The organism is Photorhabdus laumondii subsp. laumondii, assembly GCF_003343245.1.
In the GTDB taxonomy this organism is placed as follows: Bacteria; Pseudomonadota; Gammaproteobacteria; order Enterobacterales; family Enterobacteriaceae; genus Photorhabdus; species Photorhabdus laumondii.
The window spans coordinates 4,252,250-4,273,509 of record NZ_CP024901.1 but is presented as its reverse complement, the minus strand read 5'-3'; the positions used below and the strand labels follow the sequence as shown (position 1 = coordinate 4,273,509).

Here is a 21,260-nt window from a genome sequence, read left to right as displayed (position 1 = left end):
GAGGCTGTATATAGACAAAAATAATTCTCTGGCACGATAGGTTTTTTTCTTACTGTTATATGGTTGCTATGAAGGATAGTCATCGAGTAATTTTACTCAATGGTAGGTTAAATAGTTAAAGAATCAAGGTGGTTTTAAATGGAAGATATCAATCTGTCTGGTGGCATTAATGAAGCTACAAGTTGGCTTATTAATCATCAGGATTTAATCATTCAATATCTGGTCAATGCTGTTGCTGCTATTCTCATTCTTGTTCTGGGATTGATGGCGGCGAAACTCATTAGTAAGGGTGTAAAAAGAGTTATGTCATTGCGTGGCATTGATGTAACGGTATCAGATTTCCTGGCTGCTGTTGTTCGTTATTTGATTATTGCGTTCACTATTATTGCAGTTTTGGGCAAATTAGGTGTTCAGACGGCTTCTGTCATTGCGGTTATTGGTGCGGCTGGTTTAGCTGTTGGTTTAGCTTTACAAGGTTCTTTGTCCAATTTTGCCGCAGGGGTATTGTTAGTGGCTTTTCGTCCAATTCGTGCGGGTGAATATGTTATTCTGGGCGCGGTTGAAGGCACTGTTGTTCAAGTGCAGATTTTCTCTACTACATTGCGTACAGCAGATGACAGAATTGTCGTGATCCCGAATGGGAAAATTATTGCAGATAATGTTATTAATACCAGCCGTGAACCGAATCGTCGAACCCAGATTATGGTCGGTGTGGCGTATAATGCGGATATTGACGAAGTTAAAAAAGTATTAGGCAATGTTATTGCCGCAGACAATCGTATTCAGCATGAAAAAGGCGTGACGATTCGTTTGCATGAAATGGCTCCCTCTTCACTGAATTTTATTGTGCGTGTATGGACCACCAATGGTGATGCTTGGGAGGTTTATTGGGATTTGATGGAGGACTTTAAACGCACATTGGATAAACACAATATCAGTATTCCTTATCCGCAAATGGATGTTTATTTGCATCAGAACCAAGCTGTGTCGCAGAATAGGGTGAGCGATTAAAGTTTGATTATCATCACGATCCTCTTCGCATATATTAAGGTATCGATGTTGGCGTTATTATTGGCAGAATTCAGTCCGGTTGGTGATTTATTGATTTTGTGATCGTTCAGACCGGATTGAGTTACTGCGAAATAATCCCTTATTTTTAACAACCATCTGGTTGTTTTATACCCTATGGATTTCAAGATGGATCGCGACGGCAAGGGAGCGAATCCCCGGGAGCATAGGTAACTATGTGACCGGGGTGAGTGAGCGCAGCCAACAAAGAGGCAACTTGAAAGATAACGGGTATATCTCGGTATGATGATATTGTTGAGTTAAATAGAGAGACTAATAACCTATCCCATTAGGCTGTTTTATTTGCCATTGTTTGCAATAATTACGCCTATTAGGGATAGACTCTGATATTGATAGTTCAATACCAGTCGTTTAAAAAGGTTCTATTTCTTTTGTCATCCATAATACTGTATTAGAACCATCTATTTGCAAATCAATGGGTTTATACCCAATTTTCATATAAAATCGCAAAATATATTCATTGTTTTTATAGAGTTGTATCGCCAAGCCAACATTTTTTACGTTAAGTCGTTGATAACAAATTTCTTCTACTTTGCGAGAGAGAGGAAGTACTATGCCATTTCTCCTCCACTTTGGATTAACCCAAAGGTCATGGAGTTCAATAATTCCCTGATCATTAAATGATGTGCGTTCAGATATTAAGAGAATATGTGCCATACCGACAAACTCTGTATTATGACTACATAGTATAACTATTCTCTTTGATTCTTTAATCTCATTCTGGCATAACTTAAGGTATTCAATAGGTCTTAATTCTCCTGAGTTCACCATTATATCATGTATATCAACGACTTCTTCATTGCTCAATTTTGATTCTACAAAAGTGAATTTATTCATTTCAGTTTTATTAAAGTTAGTGTTTTTATTGTTATTTTCCATCATAAAACTCCAGAAATTGTATTAAGTAGCTTGTCAGTTCCGCAACATGCTAATATATCTGAGTACATTTTATTATGTTTCCTGTTACTTATTCTCGTTTGTGGGCATCCACCGTGACATAAATGAAACCACTGGCAATTTTTCATGTTGTTATTATTAGTGATTTCTTCTTTTTCTGATTTTTCATAATGTATAGAATTCTCTAATAATGTTTTTAAGTCATTATCTAGCAATGAACCATAGTAAAAATTTTCGCTTCCGACGTATTTATCACATGCAGATACGGTTGCATTTGGCTCAATTGTAACAACTTCTTGATGGCATTTTTCTGACCAATAACATGACATCAGAACATTACTAGCACCTTTCAAAACACCAACAAATGAGTTAAATAAAGGAATGTTAATTGTGTCTTTATATTCCTTCCACCAAATTAGAAATAGTTCCGAGAGAAAGTCCATGTATTCGAAGTAATTGACATAACTGTCACCTGGAGACTCTCCTGGAAGCAACCTGTTATCTGGAACGATATCTAGAAAAACAAGATCATTGAGGTTTATTCTTGCAAAATAGCTTAATAGTTCTCTTTTATTTGCTTCAAGAATAAGCCGATCAACGACAACTAGCCCTCCATATTTAATATTGTTATTTCTAAATGTTTGTATTGTTTTTTCTATTCTTTTCGAAGTGCCAACGCCTTTTAGATCAACTCTTCTGCTATCATTAATTTCGGGGTGACCATCAAGACTTATTCCAACACTAATATTCAATCTTTTTATCAATGCTATCCATTTTTCACTGATATTCACAGCATTTGTTTGTATCGCATTGGTAACGAATTGGTTATCTCTCTTAATATGTTGTTGTAACCAAATGAATTTTATGAAAAATTCAGGTCTTAATCTTGTAACTTCACCGCCATGCCATACAAATTCAATTCTAATTAAATCAGGAATATCGAGGATCCTTTTCGTCATAGCAACTAAACTGCTAAAACTCATGGTATTATTTTTCCCTTCAGCCCATGAATGGCAGTAGGAACATCTTAGATTGCATAATCTGGTCGCTTTGGTAACAACAACAAGTTTGTTAGATCCCAACGGTTTTGCTTTTATTTTTTTCTGCATTTCATTTTCATAAATTTCTATTTCCTCATCAGAAAGGATATCTTGGATTGGAATTTTCTTTATATCTTCATATGCGTATAGTTCCTGAGGGATTTTAGGTCTTTTTTTAGTGTAATTAGTACTCATATCGCTATTTACATCTATATTTCTTACTTCTATTTTTTCGTTCATCTTAACCTCTCTTTTAAGTGTTATTTTTGTAGATGGTTTTTATTCAAACTGTGTAAAGTTATTAATACGCATATACAGTACATCAGTATTGAGAATGTAAAATGATAAATAAAATAGCGTTAATGGGATTAATTTTAGGTATAGGTACTGACTACCAATGCCGTTGTTTAAGTTAAATTGTTAGTGTTTAGAATCTAAAGGTCCATTGAGAAAGCTCAGGATAATTTTCGTATTCTGATTTATCTCTGTTATCATTAATCTCTCTATTATCTTTATTTTTACTATTCTCCCCCGGAGGGGATAATTTAGCATCATGATTTTTTGTAGATACGTTCATATGCAACCCCATTTTCTATTGGCTTGATAGTCAGTAATTAAAGAGTAGTTAATGTTGTGAATAAATTCCAATAATCCATGGTTTTTTTATGGTTTTTTTATCATTGTCTCATTTTATAAAGTAAACGGTTAAGTGTTTGCAATCTATCGTAACAGGTTATTTTTTTATGTGGTTATCATTAAGAGGTTTATGGCAAGATTCGATATTGGTAATATTTGATTGCTGTATTAATATGATATTAAATTGTTTTAGATTGGTTTAGTATCTTTTCAGCATTGCTTCGGAAAAAATAGTTATTTATGATAGTGAGTGCGCTAGTAATAATGATTGCTAATATAATTCAATCGATAATTTATTTTTCTTAATTTTTACAGAATTAAGGGTTTATTAATGTTTTGAATGGGTATTAGCTTGATTTTTTTGAATTAATTAAATGATTTTCCTGTAAGAATCTGATTTTTGGTTGGTTATTAAAATTTCTTATGATCGATTAGAAACATTTATTTCCTCTAATGAGCTATTCTTCTTAATATTCTGAACATTGAAATAGCAAAGTGAATAATTATTGAGGAGTTTTTTTATGTTATCGACATTTGTGCAGGGTTTTTTTCTTAGCGCAGCAATGATCTTGCCTCTTGGCCCACAAAATGCCTTTGTCATGCAGCAAGGTAGCAGGAGACAATTTCATTTGATGAGCGCAACTTTGTGCGCGATCAGTGATGGTTTTCTGATTGGTGTCGGTGTATTTGGTGGTAGTGCATTACTTAGTCAGTCAACTTTACTCTTGCAATTTGTCACCTGGGGAGGTGTTGCTTTTTTATTCTGGTATGGATGGGGGGCCTTACGTGTGGTTTTGTTTGCCAATGTTGAATTGGCGCAGGTAAATAATTCAGTAAAAAACCGTTGGCGGGTAGTTGCGATCATCTTTGCGGTCACTTGGTTAAATCCGCATGTTTATTTAGATACCATTGTTGTTCTGGGTAGTATTGGTGGTCAGTTATCTTCAGACCTCAGGCCTTGGTTTACTTTTGGGGCGGCAAGTGCTTCTGTTAGTTGGTTTTTTTCTCTGTCATTGCTGGCTGCATGGTTTTCCCCTGTGCTAAGTAAGCCGCTTTCTCAACGGATTATTAATGGGTTTATTTGTATCATAATGTGGTATATCGCATGGCAACTTGCTAAGCAGGGATTGCTAATTTCTGATTAAGCTGAACACTTCTTTGCATACACTCTCTGTGTTAGTGTTTTATTCATCCCATGTATATTTCGGTTTTTCCGTGGGATGAACATTTTCTGTAACAGGTTTTCTTCGGAGGTTGTGTGAAATTAAAATCATTGGGGTTGGCCGCCATGTTAAGTGCCGGGGTGCCACTTGCTGCACAGGCTGCTGATTTACCCGGAGTCCCTCATGTTATTACTTCTGGTAATGCGGTAGTGAAAGCAGAACCGGATATAGCAACATTGCTGATTAACGTCAATATTGCGGCTAAAGATGCTTCTGGGGCTAAAAAGCAGGTTGATGAACTGGTTGCTAAGTATTTTGATTTTCTGAAAAATCACGGTATTGAAAAGAAAGATATTGATGCCGCGAATTTGCGTACTCAGCCTGATTATGAGTACGATAATGTATCGGGCAAATCGGTGCTGAAAGGCTATCGTGCGATCCGTTCAGTGGAGGTGAAGGTTCGTAAGTTAGATCAACTTAATGATCTGCTAGATGGTGCATTAAAAGCGGGTTTGAATGAAATCGTATCTGTTCAGTTTGGTGTGGACAATCCGCAAAAATATCGTGATGAAGCCCGCCAGAAAGCGATTGAGAATGCAATTGAACAAGCTGGTGCCTTGGCGAAAGGCTTTAATAGCAAAGTTGGCTCGATATACAGTATCAATTACCGAGCACCAGAGGTGATTGATCACATGAAGTATCGCAATACTGATGTGATGATGTCGGGAGGTGCTGCTGCTGGAGTGGGTGAAACTTACCAGCAGGATAGCATCAACTTCAGCGATCAGGTTGATGTGGTTTTTGAGCTCAAACCTTAATTAATATCATCTTGTCTTAACATCTGACGCCCAAGTTTCAACAGGGCGTCAGTCACTTTTTTCATAGTCCTGCTTTCCGGTGCAAAACGATGCCAGTAGAGCATCCGGCGCTGACATAAACCCGGTGTCAGGTCGATCAGTTCACCATTTTTCAATTCTTGATCAATCTGCAAATGTGGGATCATACAACAAGTGGAACCCTGTTTTGCCAGTTGTACAAAGGCTTCAGATGAGTTGACGATATGACATGGAACGCTACCCGGTGATAATTCGAAGTTCTGTTGTAAAAATGCCTGATGCATATCATCCAGATGGTCGAATGCAACTGCTGGGGCTTTTAGTAACGCCGAACGGGTAACCCCATTTGGGAAATGGCGGGTCGCAAATTCTGGTGAGGCGACAAACAGATAATCCAGTGCGCCTAGTTTATCAATCAGACAACTGGGTAAAGGCTGTGGTTGAATACTGACTGCGCCAACGACTTCACCTCTTCTTAGCTGTTCTTGAGTCCGAGTTTCATCTTCAACTTGAATATTGAGTCGGATAGGTAAATCAGCGAGTACCGGATGTAGAGCTGGTAACAGCCAGGTTGCTAAGCTGTCAGCGTTGACGGCTAATGAAAGCAGCAATGGAGTATCGGTCCCCTGTTCATTGCCTAGCCATTGTTCTTCCAACAACTCTACCTGATGCAATAGTGCCAGTAGTTTTTGTCCTTGTTCGGTAGGGCGTGGAGGAACGGTGCGTACCAATAGAGGCTGACCGAACAGATTTTCCAACTGTTTGATACGTTGAGAAACTGCGGATTGAGTGATACAGAGTTTCTGGGCAGCGCGCTCGAAGCCGCGTTCTCGGATCACTGCATCCAGGGCTTGTAGTGTTCGGTAGTCAGGGCGTTTCATTATAGAAAGATTCTCCATTTATTTTTCTGAATATCACTATGCCATATTTTTCTGATGTATGAGGCAATTTATCTGGTGGGCCGTAAAATCCTACTTTTCAGAAATCAAGCATGTTATACCCAATTTGGATAAATTTTTGTTGGTTGGTCGCCTTTGGGAAGGGGGTTCCATTTTTGAAGGTTGAGTTTGTTGACGTGGTTGAATAGGCGATATGCTCAGGAGAAAGCACTGGGTGAAGCTGTTTTTGATAGCTTAATGATGAATTTTTGATCGAGCTAAAGGTGGTTTGCATGTTTCGCTTAAGTGTAGTCTTTCAATAAAGTTGTTAAAAAATCGTTATTTTTGGCTATTTAATAACAATATAAGTAAGGTTGCTTTTTATGCTGTCACTGAAACATGTTGCACAATTAACGTATAATACTTTGCAGTTATATATGGATCAGAGAGGAATAGATTTGGCGGTTGGTCCTATCTCTGACAGCGATGCAAACATGCTAACAAAAGCGTATGGTGAGCTTAACTGGGAATATTATATTACAGAAGTCGGTAATCGACATGACTGCTTCAGCTTATGCATAAAATTTGTCGTATCAAGGGAAAATCTCCAAATTGAATCTGCTCCGGCTGGAGTCGCTTTATCGACATATGATTTGAACGATAAAAGTTTTAACATCCATGTATTGGAAAATTTTGTGAAGGATATGGAAAATCATCCGTTGCATAGAAAGATGCTTTTGTATACTCTGTATGCAACTTTGATTTTCATGAATGTGGCTGATGGTGAAGACGTCAGGATTCATGAACCCGTTAAGGATAAAATAGCTTACTATCGCTCGTTTGGTTTTGAGCTAGAGCGTTGTGGGTATGTCATGTCATGTGATATTAAGACATTAACGGCAAAGTTGAAGAGTAGGTCTAAGGCGTTAGTTCTTTGACATCTCTGCATTTATATGCGTGTTATATACCTTATGGATTTCAAGATGGATCGCGACGGCAAGGGAGTGAATCCCCGGGAGCATAGGTAACGATGACCGGGGTGAGCGAGTGCAGCCAACAAAGAGGCAACTTGAAAGATAACGGGTATAGTATCTTGGTAGACCAGGTGGGATAATTATTTTGTTCATTTAGATTTGTTGAAGGTGAAATCTTACTAAATTTGTTGCATGGCCATAACAGAGAGATTTTGTCGGGAATTTTTTGTCCTGTATGACTAAATCAGTTCAGTAATGTGAAGTTGTTTTAGAGGTGTTGCTATGAGAACACAAAAAGAACCGATGTTCGATACTATTCAAACTTATAAAAAAGCTGGAGAGACCTTAGATTTTCTTATGAAAGTAGGTCCGGTTTTAGAAGATCATGCACAGGCACCAAGTCAAGAAAAGCAAGGTCGTCGTCGTAACAAAGAGGCTGCATAGACATCACTCTTTTTGTAGCCCGCTAGTATGGCGGGTTTTTCACATTATTTAGTCTTAATTTTCCATGATTCATCTCACTCAACTTATACCTAATGGATTTCAAGACGCATCGCGACGGCAAGGGAGCGAATCCCCGGGAGCATAGAAAACTATGTGACCGGGGTGAGTGAGTGCAGCCAACAAAGAGGCAACTTGAAAGATAACGGGTATAATTGCGGTTTCTTTGTTGCTATCAAGGTTTATACTAGTCGACAGGCTTTCCTTGTAACTGATAATAGGCAATGAATTGATATGACTCAGGACGAACTAAAAAAAGCAGTAGGTTGGGCAGCACTCGAATTTGTTACACCAGGAACAGTTGTGGGTGTGGGGACAGGCTCAACGGCTTCACACTTTATTGATGCCCTCGGTTCCATTAAAGATCAGATTGAAGGGGCAGTATCCAGCTCTGAGGCTTCTACTGAGAAGTTAAAAAGTTTGGGGATTCCTGTATTCGATTGTAATGAAGTCGATTCCCTTGATATCTACGTTGATGGCGCGGATGAAATCAATGGCAATATGCAGATGATTAAAGGCGGTGGTGCTGCATTGACGCGTGAAAAAATCATTGCTGCAATAGCAAAAAAATTCGTTTGTATTGTTGATGCTTCTAAAAAAGTTGAGGTATTGGGTAAATTCCCTCTGCCGGTTGAGGTGATTCCAATGGCTCGGGCTTATGTTGCTCGTGAGTTGGTTAAATTGGGGGGAGTACCAAAATATCGTCAGAATGTTGTGACTGATAACGGCAATGTGATTCTTGATGTGCATAATCTAGCCATACTCGATCCTGCTGAGTTAGAGAATAAAATTAATCGTATCTCAGGTGTGGTGACTGTGGGCCTATTTGCTAACCGTGGTGCGGATATTGTATTGATGGGAACACTTGATGGAGTGGAAACCATCACTCAATAATATTATTTACAGGGGCGGAATTTTTCGCCCTTAAAAATTTTTTCACTTTTAGAATAGGTGGAGAATTTAGTGATATATTTCATATCTCTGATTGTTATTTGATCTAAATCCTAATTTTGTTCTTTTTCAGATCATTTTATTCCTCATAATAACTACTTTATTAAGACTTATGTGATGGGAATAGCAATCGTTTATATTGCTGTGTTCGTTTTTTTTGTTATGTTGAGAGAATGAATCTTAAATGTAACGAAGCGTAACAATAGGCAGGATAAATGGTTAAGGTATCTCTGGAAAAAGATAAGATTAAATTTTTGCTATTAGAAGGTGTACATCAGAGCACGGTAGAAAATCTACGAGCAGCCGGTTATAGCAATATCGAATATCATAAGGGAGCATTAGATCCCAAAGAGTTAAAAGAGGCAATTCGTGATACCCATTTTGTTGGTATCCGTTCCCGCACACAACTGACCGAAGACATTTTTCAGGCGGCCGAAAAATTGGTTGCTGTAGGCTGTTTTTGCATTGGTACCAATCAGGTTGATCTGAAAGCGGCTGCAAAACGTGGTATCCCTGTCTTTAATGCGCCATTTTCTAATACCCGTTCTGTTGCTGAAATGGTCCTTGGTGAGCTGTTGTTATTGCTGCGTCGTATCCCTTTGGCGAATGCGAAAGCTCATCGTGGCGTGTGGGATAAGCAGGCTAAAGGCTGCTATGAAGTTCGTGGTAAAAAACTGGGCATTATCGGTTACGGTCATATTGGCACTCAGCTTGGTATTCTGGCTGAAAATATTGGTATGGATGTCTACTTTTACGATATTGAAAACAAATTGCCGTTAGGTAACGCTCATCAGGTACGTCACTTGTCAGAATTACTGAATATGAGTGATGTGGTTAGTTTGCATGTACCAGAAACGCCATCAACTAAAAATATGATTGGTGCAACTGAACTGACCCTGATGAAACCGGGTTCTATCCTGATTAATGCTTCACGCGGAACGGTGGTGGATATCCCGGCATTATGTGATGCATTGGAAAGTGAACATCTGTCAGGGGCGGCTGTGGATGTGTTCCCTGTTGAACCGGCAACCAATAATGATCCATTTGAGTCACCGTTACGTAAATTTGATAACGTGTTGCTGACCCCACATATTGGTGGTTCTACCCAAGAAGCGCAGGAAAACATTGGTTATGAAGTCGCAGGAAAGTTAGCGAAATACTCTGATAATGGTTCTACCTTATCAGCAGTAAACTTCCCAGAAGTGTCTCTTCCTGTTCATGCTGATGATACCAACCGGTTTCTACATATTCATGAAAATCGCCCGGGTATATTGAACAGTATTAACCAGGTGTTTGCTGAACAGGATATCAATATTGCCGCTCAGTATCTGCGTACCAGTGGGGACATGGGTTATGTGGTGATTGATATTGTGACTGAAAATCCGGCTCAAGCTGAAATGGTATTTCAGAAACTGAAAGCATTGCCGGGTACTATCCGTTCTCGTCTGCTTTACTGAGTATTTTGATATGTCAAAAATGGGTGCTTTGTGTAAGGCACCCATTTTTTACTGCCATTGCCAGATTTTTTCAGGTGTGATGATTTCGGGTAATGGGATATCCCATTCGGCTATGGGCAGTGTATCGACTAACTGACAGTTATGCGCCAGACCTATCGGGTAGAAATTTTTTTGTTGCCATTGCCTCAATGTACGATCGTAAAAGCCACCACCCATGCCAAGCCGTTGTCCTGTGCGGTCAAAAGCAACCAGCGGGATCATCATGATATCCAGCTCTGATAACGGTAAAACCTGCTCAACATTCAGCGGTGGCTCTTCTATATTGAAGCGATTTCTGACAAGCCGACTATTGGGTTGATAGTTTAAAAATAGCAGATGGTGATGACGGAAAGGGTGCAATACCGGCAGATAGATCTGTTTATTTTGTTGCCAGAGTTGGTTAATCAGTGGACGGGTATCGAGTTCACCATCAAACGAAAGGAATAGCGCGATTTTGTTGGCTTGGTGAATTTTGGGGTGGTTGATTGCTCGCTCAGCAGCCTGTCTTGCAAAAAGAGATTGTTGTTCAGAAGTGAGTTCACGGCGTTGTTGGCGTATTTTCTTTCTAATGCTTTGTCTGAGTGATAATAGGTGCTCTGATTGCATAGAACTTGCCAGTGGATAGCAGCAGCGATTAAGGTTGAGATTCTCCAAGATGCCGTTACAGGTAGTAACCCTTGAACCCTCGGTTCAAGGTGAACGCAGCGTCGCAGCTTTAAGGCTTCTCGGCTGGACCGAGCATGCACACCAGACTACGGAGCACCACATTCTATAATGTATGAAATATCGGCTCAGGGGACTTTCCCCGTTAACGAACATCTCAGAGAAATTTATTCAGCGCTTGTAAGCAACTTTATGACACCTATTGTATGAAACTAAACACAGAAAGCAACTAATTCTCGAATGATTCACTCACTAATGCATGATTTATCAATAGAATTCATTCATTTGATGAAATAGTACTCTCAGTGATGCGACCTTGTTCCACTAATGCTTGTTCTATAGTCTGTTGAAGCATCTTTATTTTCTGTTCCATATTATAGGCATAGTCACGGGTTTTCACTTTTTCTTGTGCCAATTCGTGACAGATATTCAGTGCTACAATAAAAATCAGTTGTTCAGTATTGGTTACTCTGGTGCGCTCTTTTAAATCGTCTAAACGTTGCTCAAGTTCCACAGCCGCAGCCAGCAATGCTTCTTTTTGCTCTGATGGACAATTGACACGTAGTGACCGCCCAAAAATGTGGATATCTACTGGTTGTGCAGACATGACCCCTTCCTGACTTATTGCTGCGTCCCGGTTTTAATTCTGAATTATAGAAGAATTGAAACCGGCGCCAATCATTATAACGCCATACCGACAGACAACTCACGATTACCTAAGGTTGTTGTCTGGTATAGCGACTCCCCTTGGTGGTAGCATAGCATGAACTTACACCGTCAACGATGACCAATACACATGTCTATACAGAATTCATTACCAGATTATCAATCTTTTGACGAAACATTGCATCAACAGTCAGTGGCACTGACGGCAGCGGAGATGCATGGGTTGATTAGCGGCCTGCTGTGCGGCGGTAATCGCGACAGTAGTTGGCAGGTCTTAGTTCATGACTTAGCGAATGATGGGTTAGCTTTTTCTCATCCATTAGCCCAAAAATTGCGTGAATTACGTGAAATCACATTCGAATCATTGGATGACAGTAATTTTGCATTCGGTTTATTGCTGCCAGATGAGGAAGATAATGTATTTGAACGAGCAGATGCATTAGCTGGATGGGTTAACCATTTTTTGCTGGGATTAGGGGTTGCTCAACCGAAGTTCGCGGATAGAAAAGAGATTAGTGAGATTATTGGTGATTTGCGCAATATCGGTCTGCTTGGTTATGAAGAAGGTGATGATCAAGAAGAGTTGTCCCAAGCACTGGAAGAGGTCCTTGAATATGTGCAAGTGGCCGCACAGCTTTGCTATATCGCCTTTACTGAACCTAAAACCGTTTTAATCGCCAAAAATGATAAACCAACATTGCATTAATTGGTGTTTATTGAACGCAAAATAATTATAAGTCGCAGGAGAGGGTATGATCAAACAAGAATATTTATCCCGCCGTCAGGCTTTACTGGCAAAAATGGCTCCGGCCAGCGCAGCGATTATTTTTTCTTCTCCGCCTGCGCCACGAAATTCAGATAATGAATATCCCTATCGTCAGCATAGCGATTTCCTTTATTTGACTGGGTTTAATGAACCGGAAGCGGTGCTGATATTAATTAAGAGTGATGATACGCATAATCATAGTGTGCTTTTTAATCGAGCGAGTGACTTGACTGCGGAAATTTGGTTTGGTCGTCGTCTTGGGCAAGAAGCGGCACCGGAAAAACTGGGTATTGATCGCGCTTTGCCTTTTGATGATATCAAAGAAGAGCTTTACCTGTTGCTGAATGGTTTGAATGTGGTTTATCACGCGCAAGGTGAATTTGCCTACGCAGATGAAATTGTCTTTCATGCGTTGGATATATTAAGAAAAGGCGGTCGCCGTAATCTTTCAGCGCCTTTATCGATAACTGATTGGCGCCCTTGGGTACATGAAATGCGGTTGTTCAAATCTAAGGCAGAAATTGAGGCTATGCGCCGGGCAGGTAAAATCAGTGCTCAGGCCCATAGGCGCGCGATGAAAGTTTGCCGCCCAGGAATGTTTGAGTATCAACTGGAAGCTGAAATTCATCACGAATTTACACATCAAGGGGCTCGCTATCCTGCTTACAACACGATTGTTGGGAGCGGTGAAAATAGCTGTATTCTGCACTACACCGAGAATGAAAGCAGGATGAAAGAGGGTGACTTGGTGTTGGTTGACGCAGGTTGTGAATATCTGGGGTATGCCGGAGATATCACCCGTACTTTCCCTGTCAATGGCAAGTTTACTCGTGCTCAGCGTGAAATTTACGATATCGTACTGAAAACGTTAAATGTTTCGTTGGAATTGTATAAGCCAGGTACCAGCATCAACAAGGTCACAGAACATGTGGTGCGGATTATGGTGGAAGAGTTGGTGAAACTGGGCATTATGCACGGTGAAGTTGAGCATTTAATCGAAACCAAAGCCTATCGCCAATTCTTTATGCATGGCCTCGGTCATTGGTTAGGATTGGATGTGCACGATGTCGGTGACTATGGCGTAGAGCGCGACCGTATTTTGCAACCAGGAATGGTATTGACGGTTGAACCGGGGCTGTATATTGCACCAGATGCCGATGTACCGATGGAATATCGGGGTATCGGTATCCGTATTGAAGATGACATTTTGATCACTGAAACAGGTAATGAAAACCTGACAGCCAGTGTCACTAAAGAAGCTGATGAGATTGAAGCTCTGATGGCGGAAGCAAAACAGGGTTAAGTTAAGAATGAACGTGATTATCGTTGGTGGAGGCATGACCGGCGCGACGCTTGCGCTGGCGATATCTTCCCTGAGTAAGGGGCAGATCCATGTGTCCCTGATTGAAGCAGCAGAGCCGGAGCAGAAACATCCCGGCTTTGATGCCAGAGCGATAGCGCTGGCTTACGGTACTTGTCAGCGTTTACAACAGATTGGTGTTTGGTCTGCTCTGGAAGATTATGTGATACCAATAACTCACGTTCATGTTAGTGATCGTGGTCATGCAGGGTTTGTGAATCTTTATGCAAAAGAATATAACATTCCAGCGCTAGGTAATGTTATTGAATTGTATGATGCAGGGCAGGGTTTGTTCGGATTGCTGAAAAATGCGCCTGGTGTAACGCTATATTGTCCATCCAAGGTTATGGCTGTTGAAAGAACTTTGTCATCGGTTGCTGTCATTTTGGACAGTGGCGAACGATTGCAAGGTGAATTGCTGGTAGCAGCAGATGGCAGTCATTCTGCCATTGGTCACGCTTGTAATATTCAGTGGCAGCGGCATGCTTATGAGCAGGTTGCCGTGATTACTAATGTACTGACTTCAGAGCATCCGCGAGGTAGGGCATTTGAACGTTTCACCGAATATGGCCCACTTGCTTTGCTGCCAATGTCTGAGGGGCGGAGCTCGCTGGTATGGTGCCATCAGTTGGCGCGGAGAAAGGAGATAGCGGGTTGGAATAATGAGCAATTTCTTAGGCAGTTACAGCAAGCATTTGGCTGGAGACTGGGGAAAATATTGGAAACCGGCCAGCGTTATCGCTATCCATTGACACTATCTACTGCAAATCAACAAATTAGCCACCGATTGGCGCTGGTGGGAAATGCTGCACAAACATTACATCCGATTGCGGGTCAGGGCTTTAATCTTGGTATGCGAGATGTTATGACACTGGCTCAGATTGTTTCTGAGGCTTTTGCTGCTGGTCAGGATATTGGTGCTTACCAGGTCCTGGCTAACTATCAACAGCAACGGGTTTTAGATCGGGAAAACACCATTGATATTACCGATGGATTGATACGGGTATTTGCCAATCGTTATTTTCCATTACAAATCGGGCGTAACTTTGGCCTGATGATGATGGAAAAATGCCCTCCTATGCGGGATATACTGGCCCGTCAGACTCTAGGTTGGGTCGCCCAAAGATAACCGCAGATAAAGCAGACAAAATAAGAGGACGTTATATTATGCAATCATTTGATGTGGTTATCGCTGGTGGCGGTATGGTTGGTTTAGCGCTTGCCTGTGGCTTACAAGGCAGTGGCTTGCGAGTGGCTGTGGTGGAGAGCTATCCGCCGACTCAATCCGTTGTTGCTGGAGAAGAGTACACTTTGCGGGTTTCTGCGATTAATGCAGCTAGTGAGCGCTTATTGCAGCATCTTGGTGTGTGGCAAGATATTTTGGATATGCGCACCAGTCCTTATCAGGAAATTGAGGTTTGGGAGCGGGATAGCTTTGGCCGTATTCGGTTCAGTGCGGCTGAATATGGGCTGGAATATCTTGGTCATATCATTGAAAACCGAGTTATCCGTGAAACATTATGGAAAAAAGTAGATAGCTTATCTGACGTGACCATTTTGGCACCCGCGGCTTTGAAACAGGTAGCTTGGGGTGAAAATGAAACTTTTATGACTTTATCCGATGGTCGCATGTTAACTGCTCGTTTAGTTGTTGGTGCTGATGGTGCTCATTCATGGTTGCGTCAACATGCTGATATCCCTCTCACATTCTGGGATTATGAACATCATGCATTGGTAGCCACTATTCGCACCGAAGAGCCGCACGGCTGGGTTGCTCGTCAGGTCTTTTATGGTGAGGGTATTTTGGCGTTTTTGCCGCTTGCCGATCCCCATTTATGTTCTATCGTCTGGTCACTACCGGGTGAAGTCGCAGAACAGTACAAACAGCTTGATCATAGGCGTTTCAACCAGCAATTGGCGGTAGACTTTGATCTGCGCCTTGGTCAATGTGAACTGATGAGTGAGCGTCTGACGATTCCACTGACGGGTCGTTATGCCCGTAATTTTGCGGCTCATCGTCTGGCCTTGTTGGGAGATGCCGCCCATACTATTCACCCATTGGCAGGCCAAGGTGTGAATTTGGGCTTTATGGATGTCGCTGAGCTGATAGGTGAATTGCGTCGTTTGCATGGTCAGGGAAAAGATATTGGTCAGCACTTTTATTTACGTCGTTATGAGCGCCGACGTAAACATGGTGCTGCTGTGATGCTGGCCGGGATGCAAGGTTTTCGTCAATTATTTGATGGCAATAATCCGGCGAAAAAACTTTTGCGGGATGTCGGGTTGTCTCTGGCAGATAATTTACCGGGAATTAAACCTAAATTACTTCGTCAGGCAATGGGATTGAATGACTTGCCGAATTGGCTCTGTTCGGCTGAAAAAATCTAATTTAGCCTCTGCTTATCGATAACTTTTTCTCATACCTTGCTGAAATATGAATAGGTGATTTTATTCATATTTCAGTTAGCTTGTAACAGAAAATGGGTGTTTTCTAAAGTTAATTGTTAATTTTGAGTATTATGACTCATTTTAATAGTTGAAAATTCTGCATACTCACAACACGTTTTTTGATGGTCACTGGATTGAACCCTATTTTTACTTATGGTTCATTTTGGTTTTCAGTGATAACTTTCATTTTAAGATATCGTTTGCGTCGCGTTTTTTAGCCGCTTTTTGTTCATGATTCACAGTATCTGTCGGTTAATACGCGGTATGTTTTCATGTAGGAAATGAAAAGAGGGAAATAATGGCAAAACAAACCCCATTGTATGACCAGCATCTGGCTTGTGGTGCACGTATGGTAGATTTTCATGGCTGGATGATGCCTTTGCATTATGGTTCACAAATGGATGAACATCACATTGTCCGCACTCATGCTGGTATGTTTGATGTTTCCCACATGACGATTGTGGATCTGCATGGTACTGGTTGCCGTGATTTCCTGCGTTATTTGTTGGCAAATGACATTGCTAAACTGACAGAAAAGGGTAAAGCCTTATACACCGGGATGCTTAATGCTTCTGGTGGTGTAATTGATGACCTGATTGTTTATTACCTTAGCAATGATTTTTATCGGTTGGTGGTCAATTCTGCGACTCGTGAGAAAGATCTGGCTTGGATTAATGAACATGTCGCCAATTACCCGGTTGATATTCAGGTTCGTGATGATCTGGCATTGATTGCGGTTCAGGGGCCTGACGCTCAGGCAAAAGTAGAGTCTCTATTGAATGATGAACAAAAACAGACTATTGCCGGAATGAAACCTTTCTTTGGTGTTCAGGCGGGGGATCTGTTTATCGCAACAACGGGTTATACCGGTGAGGCGGGTTATGAAGTGGCATTACCAAAAGAGCAAGCAGCCGATTTCTGGCAAAAATTGCTGAGTGTCGGCGTTAAGCCTGCGGGATTAGGTGCGCGTGATACGCTGCGACTTGAAGCCGGTATGAACCTCTATGGACAGGAAATGGATGAAACCATTTCTCCCCTTGTGGCTAACATGGGTTGGACAATCGCTTGGAAACCCGAAGATCGCCAGTTTATCGGCCGTGAAGCGCTAGAAAAACAGCGTGAAGAGGGCACTGAACAGTTGGTTGGTTTGGTGATGAGAGAAAAGGGTGTGTTACGCGGTGGTTTAGCGGTTAGTTTTACTGATGAGATGGGCACCTTACATTCTGGCGTTATTACCAGTGGTACGTTCTCTCCAACATTAGGATTCAGTATTGCCCTTGCCCGTGTGCCGCAAGGAATTGGTGAACAGGCGGTTGTCCAAATCCGCAATCGTGAAATGCCGGTTCAGGTAGTCAAACCCAGCTTTGTACGGGCGGGCAAACCTCTCGTATAGTCATTTTTATCGAATAATAACTTGATGAGTAAATAGTCATTTATCCCGGTAAGCATAATTGGTGCAGGAGCACAAAATAGCCTAATAGGGGTAGATTCTAGGATTGAAGGAGATGATGGTAATGAGTAATGTACCCGCAGAGTTAAAATATGTTGAATCACATGAGTGGGTTCGTGCAGAAGGTAATGATGAATACACGGTAGGTATTACCGAGCATGCACAGGAGCTGCTCGGTGATATGGTTTTTGTTGATTTGCCGGAAGTAGGTGATCAAATCAATCTTGGTGATGATTGTGCGGTTGTTGAATCAGTAAAAGCGGCTTCTGATATCTATGCACCACTGAGTGGTAAAATTATTGCCGTTAATGACGCGCTAAATGACGCGCCTGAACTGGTTAACAGTGAGCCTTATCATGAAGGCTGGCTGTTCCGTATTAAAGCCTCTGATAAAAGTGAACTTTCGAGTTTGCTGAATGCCGAAGGATATCAGGCACTTCTGGACGAAGAAGAATAATATACTTACCGTCGCCCTGTTTCACATTGTGAGCAGGGCGTTTTTATTTGTATGCCATTTCTGGCCAGCTTCAGGAATTAGTCACAAATGACCCAGACATTAAGCCAACTCGAAAATCAGGGCGAGTTTATCCGCCGTCATATTGGCTCTTCCGCCGAACAGCAAAAAGAGATGTTGGCGACAGTGGGGGCAAGTTCCCTTAATGATTTAACACAGAAAATTGTTCCTCGTGATATCGCGTTGCCAGAGCCGCCCGATGTTGGTGGCGGTGCAACTGAACAGCAAGCACTAGCTGAATTGAAAGCGATTGCCAGCCAAAATAAACGTTACCAATCCTATATTGGCATGGGGTATGCGCCTGCGGTGCTTCCGCCAGTTATTTTGCGTAATTTATTAGAAAATCCTGGCTGGTATACCGCTTATACACCTTATCAACCCGAAGTTTCTCAAGGTCGCCTTGAATCACTGTTAAATTTCCAACAAGTGACGATCGATTTGACGGGGTTGGATATTGCTTCTGCTTCTTTGCTGGATGAAGCCACCGCGGCGGCTGAAGCAATGGCAATGGCAAAACGTATCAGCAAACTGAAAAATGCTGACCGTTTCTTTGTTGCTGATGATATCCATCCTCAAACATTAGATGTTGTTCGTACCCGCGCGGAAACCTTTGGCTTTGATGTGATTGTGGATAAAGCAGAAAAAGTCTTGGAGCTGGACGGTGTATTTGGTGTGTTGTTACAACAGGTTGGCACGACAGGTGAAGTTCATGATTATGCGGATCTGATCGCACAACTGAAACAGCGCAAAATCATTGTCAGTGTTGCCGCTGATTTGATGGCGTTGCTGCTGCTGACTGCACCGGGTAAACAAGGCGCTGACATGGTGTTTGGTTCAGCTCAGCGTTTTGGGGTACCAATGGGATATGGCGGTCCCCACGCCGCATTTTTTGCCAGCCGTGATGAATTCAAACGTTCTATGCCGGGACGTATTATCGGTGTTTCCCGAGATGCGGCAGGTAATACGGCACTGCGCATGGCAATGCAGACCCGTGAGCAGCATATCCGTCGTGAGAAAGCGAATTCCAACATCTGTACGGCTCAGGTGTTGCTGGCAAATATCGCGGCGATGTATGCGGTATATCATGGTTCGAAGGGGCTGAAACGCATTGCAGGTCGTATTCATCGTCTGACTGACATTCTGGCGGTTGGGTTACAGAAAGCTGGGTTTACTCTACGTTACAAAACTTGGTTTGATACGCTGACGGTTGAAGTTGCTGATAAAGCGGCGGTATTAGCCCGGGCAGAGAAAGCTGAAATCAATTTGCGTACCGATACTTACGGCGCGGTGGGGATCACATTGAGTGAAGCTACCCGCCGTGATGATGTGATCAAATTGTTCTCTGTGCTGACAGGCACGGATGACAAGCTAGATGTTGAAGCACTGGATAAAGAGCTGATGACGGAAAGTCACTCCATTCCTGCCTCAATGTTGCGTAGTGATGAAATCCTGCTGCATCCAAATTTCAACCGTTATCACAGCGAAACGGATATGATGCGTTATATGCATCGTCTTGAGCGCCGAGATTTGGCACTGAATCAGGCCATGATCCCATTGGGTTCTTGCACCATGAAACTTAATGCCGCGGCAGAAATGTTGCCGATCTCTTGGCCTGAATTTAATGAACTACACCCATTTTGTCCGCCAGAGCAAGCGCAGGGTTATCAGCAAATGATCAGCCAATTATCTCACTGGCTGGTGCAACTGACAGGTTACGATGTCGTTTGTATGCAACCAAACTCCGGTGCACAGGGTGAATATGCGGGTCTGCTTGCTATTCGCCGTTACCATGAAAGTCGTGGAGAAGGGCATCGTCATATCTGTTTGATCCCCAGTTCTGCTCATGGTACCAACCCGGCATCTGCTCATATGGCAGGCATGACCGTTGTGGTGGTGAGTTGCGATAAAGAGGGCAACATTGATCTAGTTGACCTGCGTGAAAAAGCGGAAGAATCAGGTAATGAGCTTTCCTGCATCATGGTGACTTACCCATCGACCCACGGCGTATATGAAGAAACTATTCGTCAGGTGTGTGAAATCATTCACCAGTATGGTGGTCAGGTTTACCTTGATGGTGCGAATATGAATGCGCAGGTTGGTATCACCGCGCCCGGTTTTATCGGAGCTGATGTTTCGCACCTCAACCTGCATAAAACATTCTGTATCCCACACGGCGGTGGTGGCCCAGGTATGGGGCCGATTGGCGTAAAAGCCCATTTGGCCCCGTTCTTACCGGGACACTCGGTAGTTCAAATGGATGGCCTTACTGAACAGAGAGCTGTCTCAGCGGCACCATTTGGTAGTGCTTCTATTTTGCCGATTAGCTGGATGTATATCCGTATGATGGGCTCGCAAGGGTTGAAGCAGGCAAGCCAGACGGCGATTTTGAATGCTAACTATATTGCTGCTCGCTTAAAGAATGATTATGACGTGTTGTATACGGGTCATAACGGTTATGTGGCACATGAATGTATTCTGGATATTCGACCGTTGAAAGAAGAGTTTGGTATCAGTGAGATGGATATTGCCAAGCGCTTGATTGACTATGGCTTCCATGCGCCAACCATGTCATTCCCGGTTGCCGGCACGCTGATGGTGGAACCCACGGAATCAGAAAGCAAAGTGGAAATTGATCGCTTTGTGGATGCCATGCTGGCGATCCGTGCTGAAATTGGCAAAGTGGCAAAAGGTGAGTGGTCATTAGAAGATAACCCATTGGTTAACGCGCCTCACGTACAAGCTGAACTGGTTTCTGACTGGAGCCATAGTTACAGCCGTGAAACTGCGGTTTTCCCAACCTTGGAAACCAAAGCCAATAAATATTGGCCTGCGGTTAAACGCCTTGATGATGTTTACGGTGATCGTAATCTGCATTGCTCTTGTGCACCTGTCAGTGATTATCAATAATCACTCATAAAATAGCCAACGCCAG

General features: G+C 42.2%; 20 protein-coding genes and 1 other RNA gene. 14 read left to right on the top strand and 7 right to left on the bottom strand.

Translation table 11 applies throughout. The annotated features are described in order from the left end of the window. Positions 1 to 138 precede the first annotated feature (138 nt). Entirely contained in the window at positions 139 to 1,011 is an 873-nt protein-coding gene (gene mscS, locus PluTT01m_RS18640) for a small-conductance mechanosensitive channel MscS (protein ID WP_011147782.1), read from the top strand. Between the two features lie 429 nt (positions 1,012 to 1,440). Here mscS and PluTT01m_RS18630 read toward each other — a convergent pair whose 3' ends face one another. From PluTT01m_RS18630 to PluTT01m_RS27000, 3 genes are all read right to left on the bottom strand, one after another. Beyond that, the gene (locus PluTT01m_RS18630) at positions 1,441 to 1,968 is read right to left on the bottom strand and encodes a GNAT family N-acetyltransferase (protein ID WP_228956852.1); all 528 of its coding nucleotides are present in this window, start codon (positions 1,966 to 1,968) and stop codon (positions 1,441 to 1,443) included. Beyond that, positions 1,968 to 3,266 (bottom strand): darobactin maturation radical SAM/SPASM protein DarE, encoded by a 1,299-nt coding sequence (gene darE / locus PluTT01m_RS18625; RefSeq protein ID WP_011147780.1) that lies wholly within the window; start codon positions 3,264 to 3,266, stop codon positions 1,968 to 1,970. Before darE ends, PluTT01m_RS18630 begins: the two co-directional genes overlap by 1 nt. Before the next feature lie 187 nt (positions 3,267 to 3,453). After that, on the bottom strand, positions 3,454 to 3,603 hold the full coding sequence (locus tag PluTT01m_RS27000) for a hypothetical protein (RefSeq protein WP_157852141.1): 150 nt from the start codon (positions 3,601 to 3,603) through the stop codon (positions 3,454 to 3,456). Between the two features lie 580 nt (positions 3,604 to 4,183). Here PluTT01m_RS27000 and argO point away from each other — a divergent pair. Together argO and PluTT01m_RS18615 are read left to right on the top strand one after the other, a co-directional pair. Continuing rightward, positions 4,184 to 4,807: an arginine exporter ArgO gene (argO, locus tag PluTT01m_RS18620; protein ID WP_011147779.1), complete on the top strand. Its 624-nt coding sequence runs from the start codon at positions 4,184 to 4,186 to the stop codon at positions 4,805 to 4,807. Positions 4,808 to 4,920: 113 nt separating this feature from the next. Then, the gene (locus PluTT01m_RS18615; RefSeq protein ID WP_011147778.1) at positions 4,921 to 5,643 is read left to right on the top strand and encodes an oxidative stress defense protein; all 723 of its coding nucleotides are present in this window, start codon (positions 4,921 to 4,923) and stop codon (positions 5,641 to 5,643) included. Here PluTT01m_RS18615 and PluTT01m_RS18610 read toward each other — a convergent pair. Beyond that, on the bottom strand, positions 5,640 to 6,542 hold the full coding sequence (locus PluTT01m_RS18610) for a LysR family transcriptional regulator ArgP (protein ID WP_011147777.1): 903 nt from the start codon (positions 6,540 to 6,542) through the stop codon (positions 5,640 to 5,642). The genes PluTT01m_RS18615 and PluTT01m_RS18610 overlap by 4 nt on opposite strands. Before the next feature lie 380 nt (positions 6,543 to 6,922). Here PluTT01m_RS18610 and PluTT01m_RS18605 point away from each other — a divergent pair, with 380 nt between their 5' ends. From PluTT01m_RS18605 to serA, 4 genes are all read left to right on the top strand, one after another. Next, positions 6,923 to 7,477 carry a hypothetical protein gene (locus PluTT01m_RS18605; protein WP_011147775.1) on the top strand — a complete coding sequence of 185 codons (555 nt, stop codon included), beginning with the start codon at positions 6,923 to 6,925 and terminating at the stop codon, positions 7,475 to 7,477. A 318-nt stretch (positions 7,478 to 7,795) separates the two neighbouring features. Beyond that, the gene (locus PluTT01m_RS27165; protein ID WP_011147774.1) at positions 7,796 to 7,957 is read left to right on the top strand and encodes a hypothetical protein; all 162 of its coding nucleotides are present in this window, start codon (positions 7,796 to 7,798) and stop codon (positions 7,955 to 7,957) included. 291 nt (positions 7,958 to 8,248) lie between these two features. Further along, the gene (rpiA, locus tag PluTT01m_RS18595) at positions 8,249 to 8,908 is read left to right on the top strand and encodes a ribose-5-phosphate isomerase RpiA (RefSeq protein WP_011147773.1); all 660 of its coding nucleotides are present in this window, start codon (positions 8,249 to 8,251) and stop codon (positions 8,906 to 8,908) included. Positions 8,909 to 9,180: 272 nt separating this feature from the next. Beyond that, the gene (gene serA, locus PluTT01m_RS18590) at positions 9,181 to 10,422 is read left to right on the top strand and encodes a phosphoglycerate dehydrogenase (RefSeq protein WP_011147772.1); all 1,242 of its coding nucleotides are present in this window, start codon (positions 9,181 to 9,183) and stop codon (positions 10,420 to 10,422) included. A 48-nt stretch (positions 10,423 to 10,470) separates the two neighbouring features. Here serA and PluTT01m_RS18585 read toward each other — a convergent pair whose 3' ends face one another. From PluTT01m_RS18585 to zapA, 3 genes are all read right to left on the bottom strand, one after another. Beyond that, positions 10,471 to 11,067, bottom strand: a complete 597-nt coding sequence (locus PluTT01m_RS18585) for a 5-formyltetrahydrofolate cyclo-ligase (RefSeq protein ID WP_011147771.1) — start codon at positions 11,065 to 11,067, stop codon at positions 10,471 to 10,473. Between the two features lie 37 nt (positions 11,068 to 11,104). Next, positions 11,105 to 11,291, bottom strand: a non-coding RNA gene (gene ssrS, locus PluTT01m_RS18580) — 6S RNA. 110 nt (positions 11,292 to 11,401) lie between these two features. Further along, on the bottom strand, positions 11,402 to 11,731 hold the full coding sequence (zapA, locus tag PluTT01m_RS18575) for a cell division protein ZapA (protein WP_011147770.1): 330 nt from the start codon (positions 11,729 to 11,731) through the stop codon (positions 11,402 to 11,404). Positions 11,732 to 11,920: 189 nt separating this feature from the next. Here zapA and PluTT01m_RS18570 point away from each other — a divergent pair, with 189 nt between their 5' ends. From PluTT01m_RS18570 to gcvP, 7 genes are all read left to right on the top strand, one after another. Next, the gene (locus PluTT01m_RS18570) at positions 11,921 to 12,496 is read left to right on the top strand and encodes a YecA/YgfB family protein (protein ID WP_011147769.1); all 576 of its coding nucleotides are present in this window, start codon (positions 11,921 to 11,923) and stop codon (positions 12,494 to 12,496) included. A gap of 46 nt (positions 12,497 to 12,542) precedes the next feature. Further along, positions 12,543 to 13,859 (top strand): Xaa-Pro aminopeptidase, encoded by a 1,317-nt coding sequence (gene pepP / locus PluTT01m_RS18565; RefSeq protein WP_011147768.1) that lies wholly within the window; start codon positions 12,543 to 12,545, stop codon positions 13,857 to 13,859. Positions 13,860 to 13,866: 7 nt separating this feature from the next. Then, positions 13,867 to 15,045, top strand: a complete 1,179-nt coding sequence (gene ubiH / locus PluTT01m_RS18560; protein WP_011147767.1) for a 2-octaprenyl-6-methoxyphenyl hydroxylase — start codon at positions 13,867 to 13,869, stop codon at positions 15,043 to 15,045. 38 nt (positions 15,046 to 15,083) lie between these two features. Then, positions 15,084 to 16,304 carry an FAD-dependent 2-octaprenylphenol hydroxylase gene (gene ubiI, locus PluTT01m_RS18555; RefSeq protein WP_011147766.1) on the top strand — a complete coding sequence of 407 codons (1,221 nt, stop codon included), beginning with the start codon at positions 15,084 to 15,086 and terminating at the stop codon, positions 16,302 to 16,304. Positions 16,305 to 16,662: 358 nt separating this feature from the next. Then, complete coding sequence (gene gcvT, locus PluTT01m_RS18550) at positions 16,663 to 17,757, top strand: glycine cleavage system aminomethyltransferase GcvT (RefSeq protein ID WP_011147765.1); 1,095 nt, start codon at positions 16,663 to 16,665, stop codon at positions 17,755 to 17,757. 121 nt (positions 17,758 to 17,878) lie between these two features. Then, positions 17,879 to 18,271 (top strand): glycine cleavage system protein GcvH, encoded by a 393-nt coding sequence (gene gcvH / locus PluTT01m_RS18545; RefSeq protein WP_011147764.1) that lies wholly within the window; start codon positions 17,879 to 17,881, stop codon positions 18,269 to 18,271. An 87-nt stretch (positions 18,272 to 18,358) separates the two neighbouring features. Further along, positions 18,359 to 21,235: an aminomethyl-transferring glycine dehydrogenase gene (gene gcvP, locus PluTT01m_RS18540; protein ID WP_011147763.1), complete on the top strand. Its 2,877-nt coding sequence runs from the start codon at positions 18,359 to 18,361 to the stop codon at positions 21,233 to 21,235. The last annotated feature ends 25 nt before the right edge of the window (positions 21,236 to 21,260 follow it).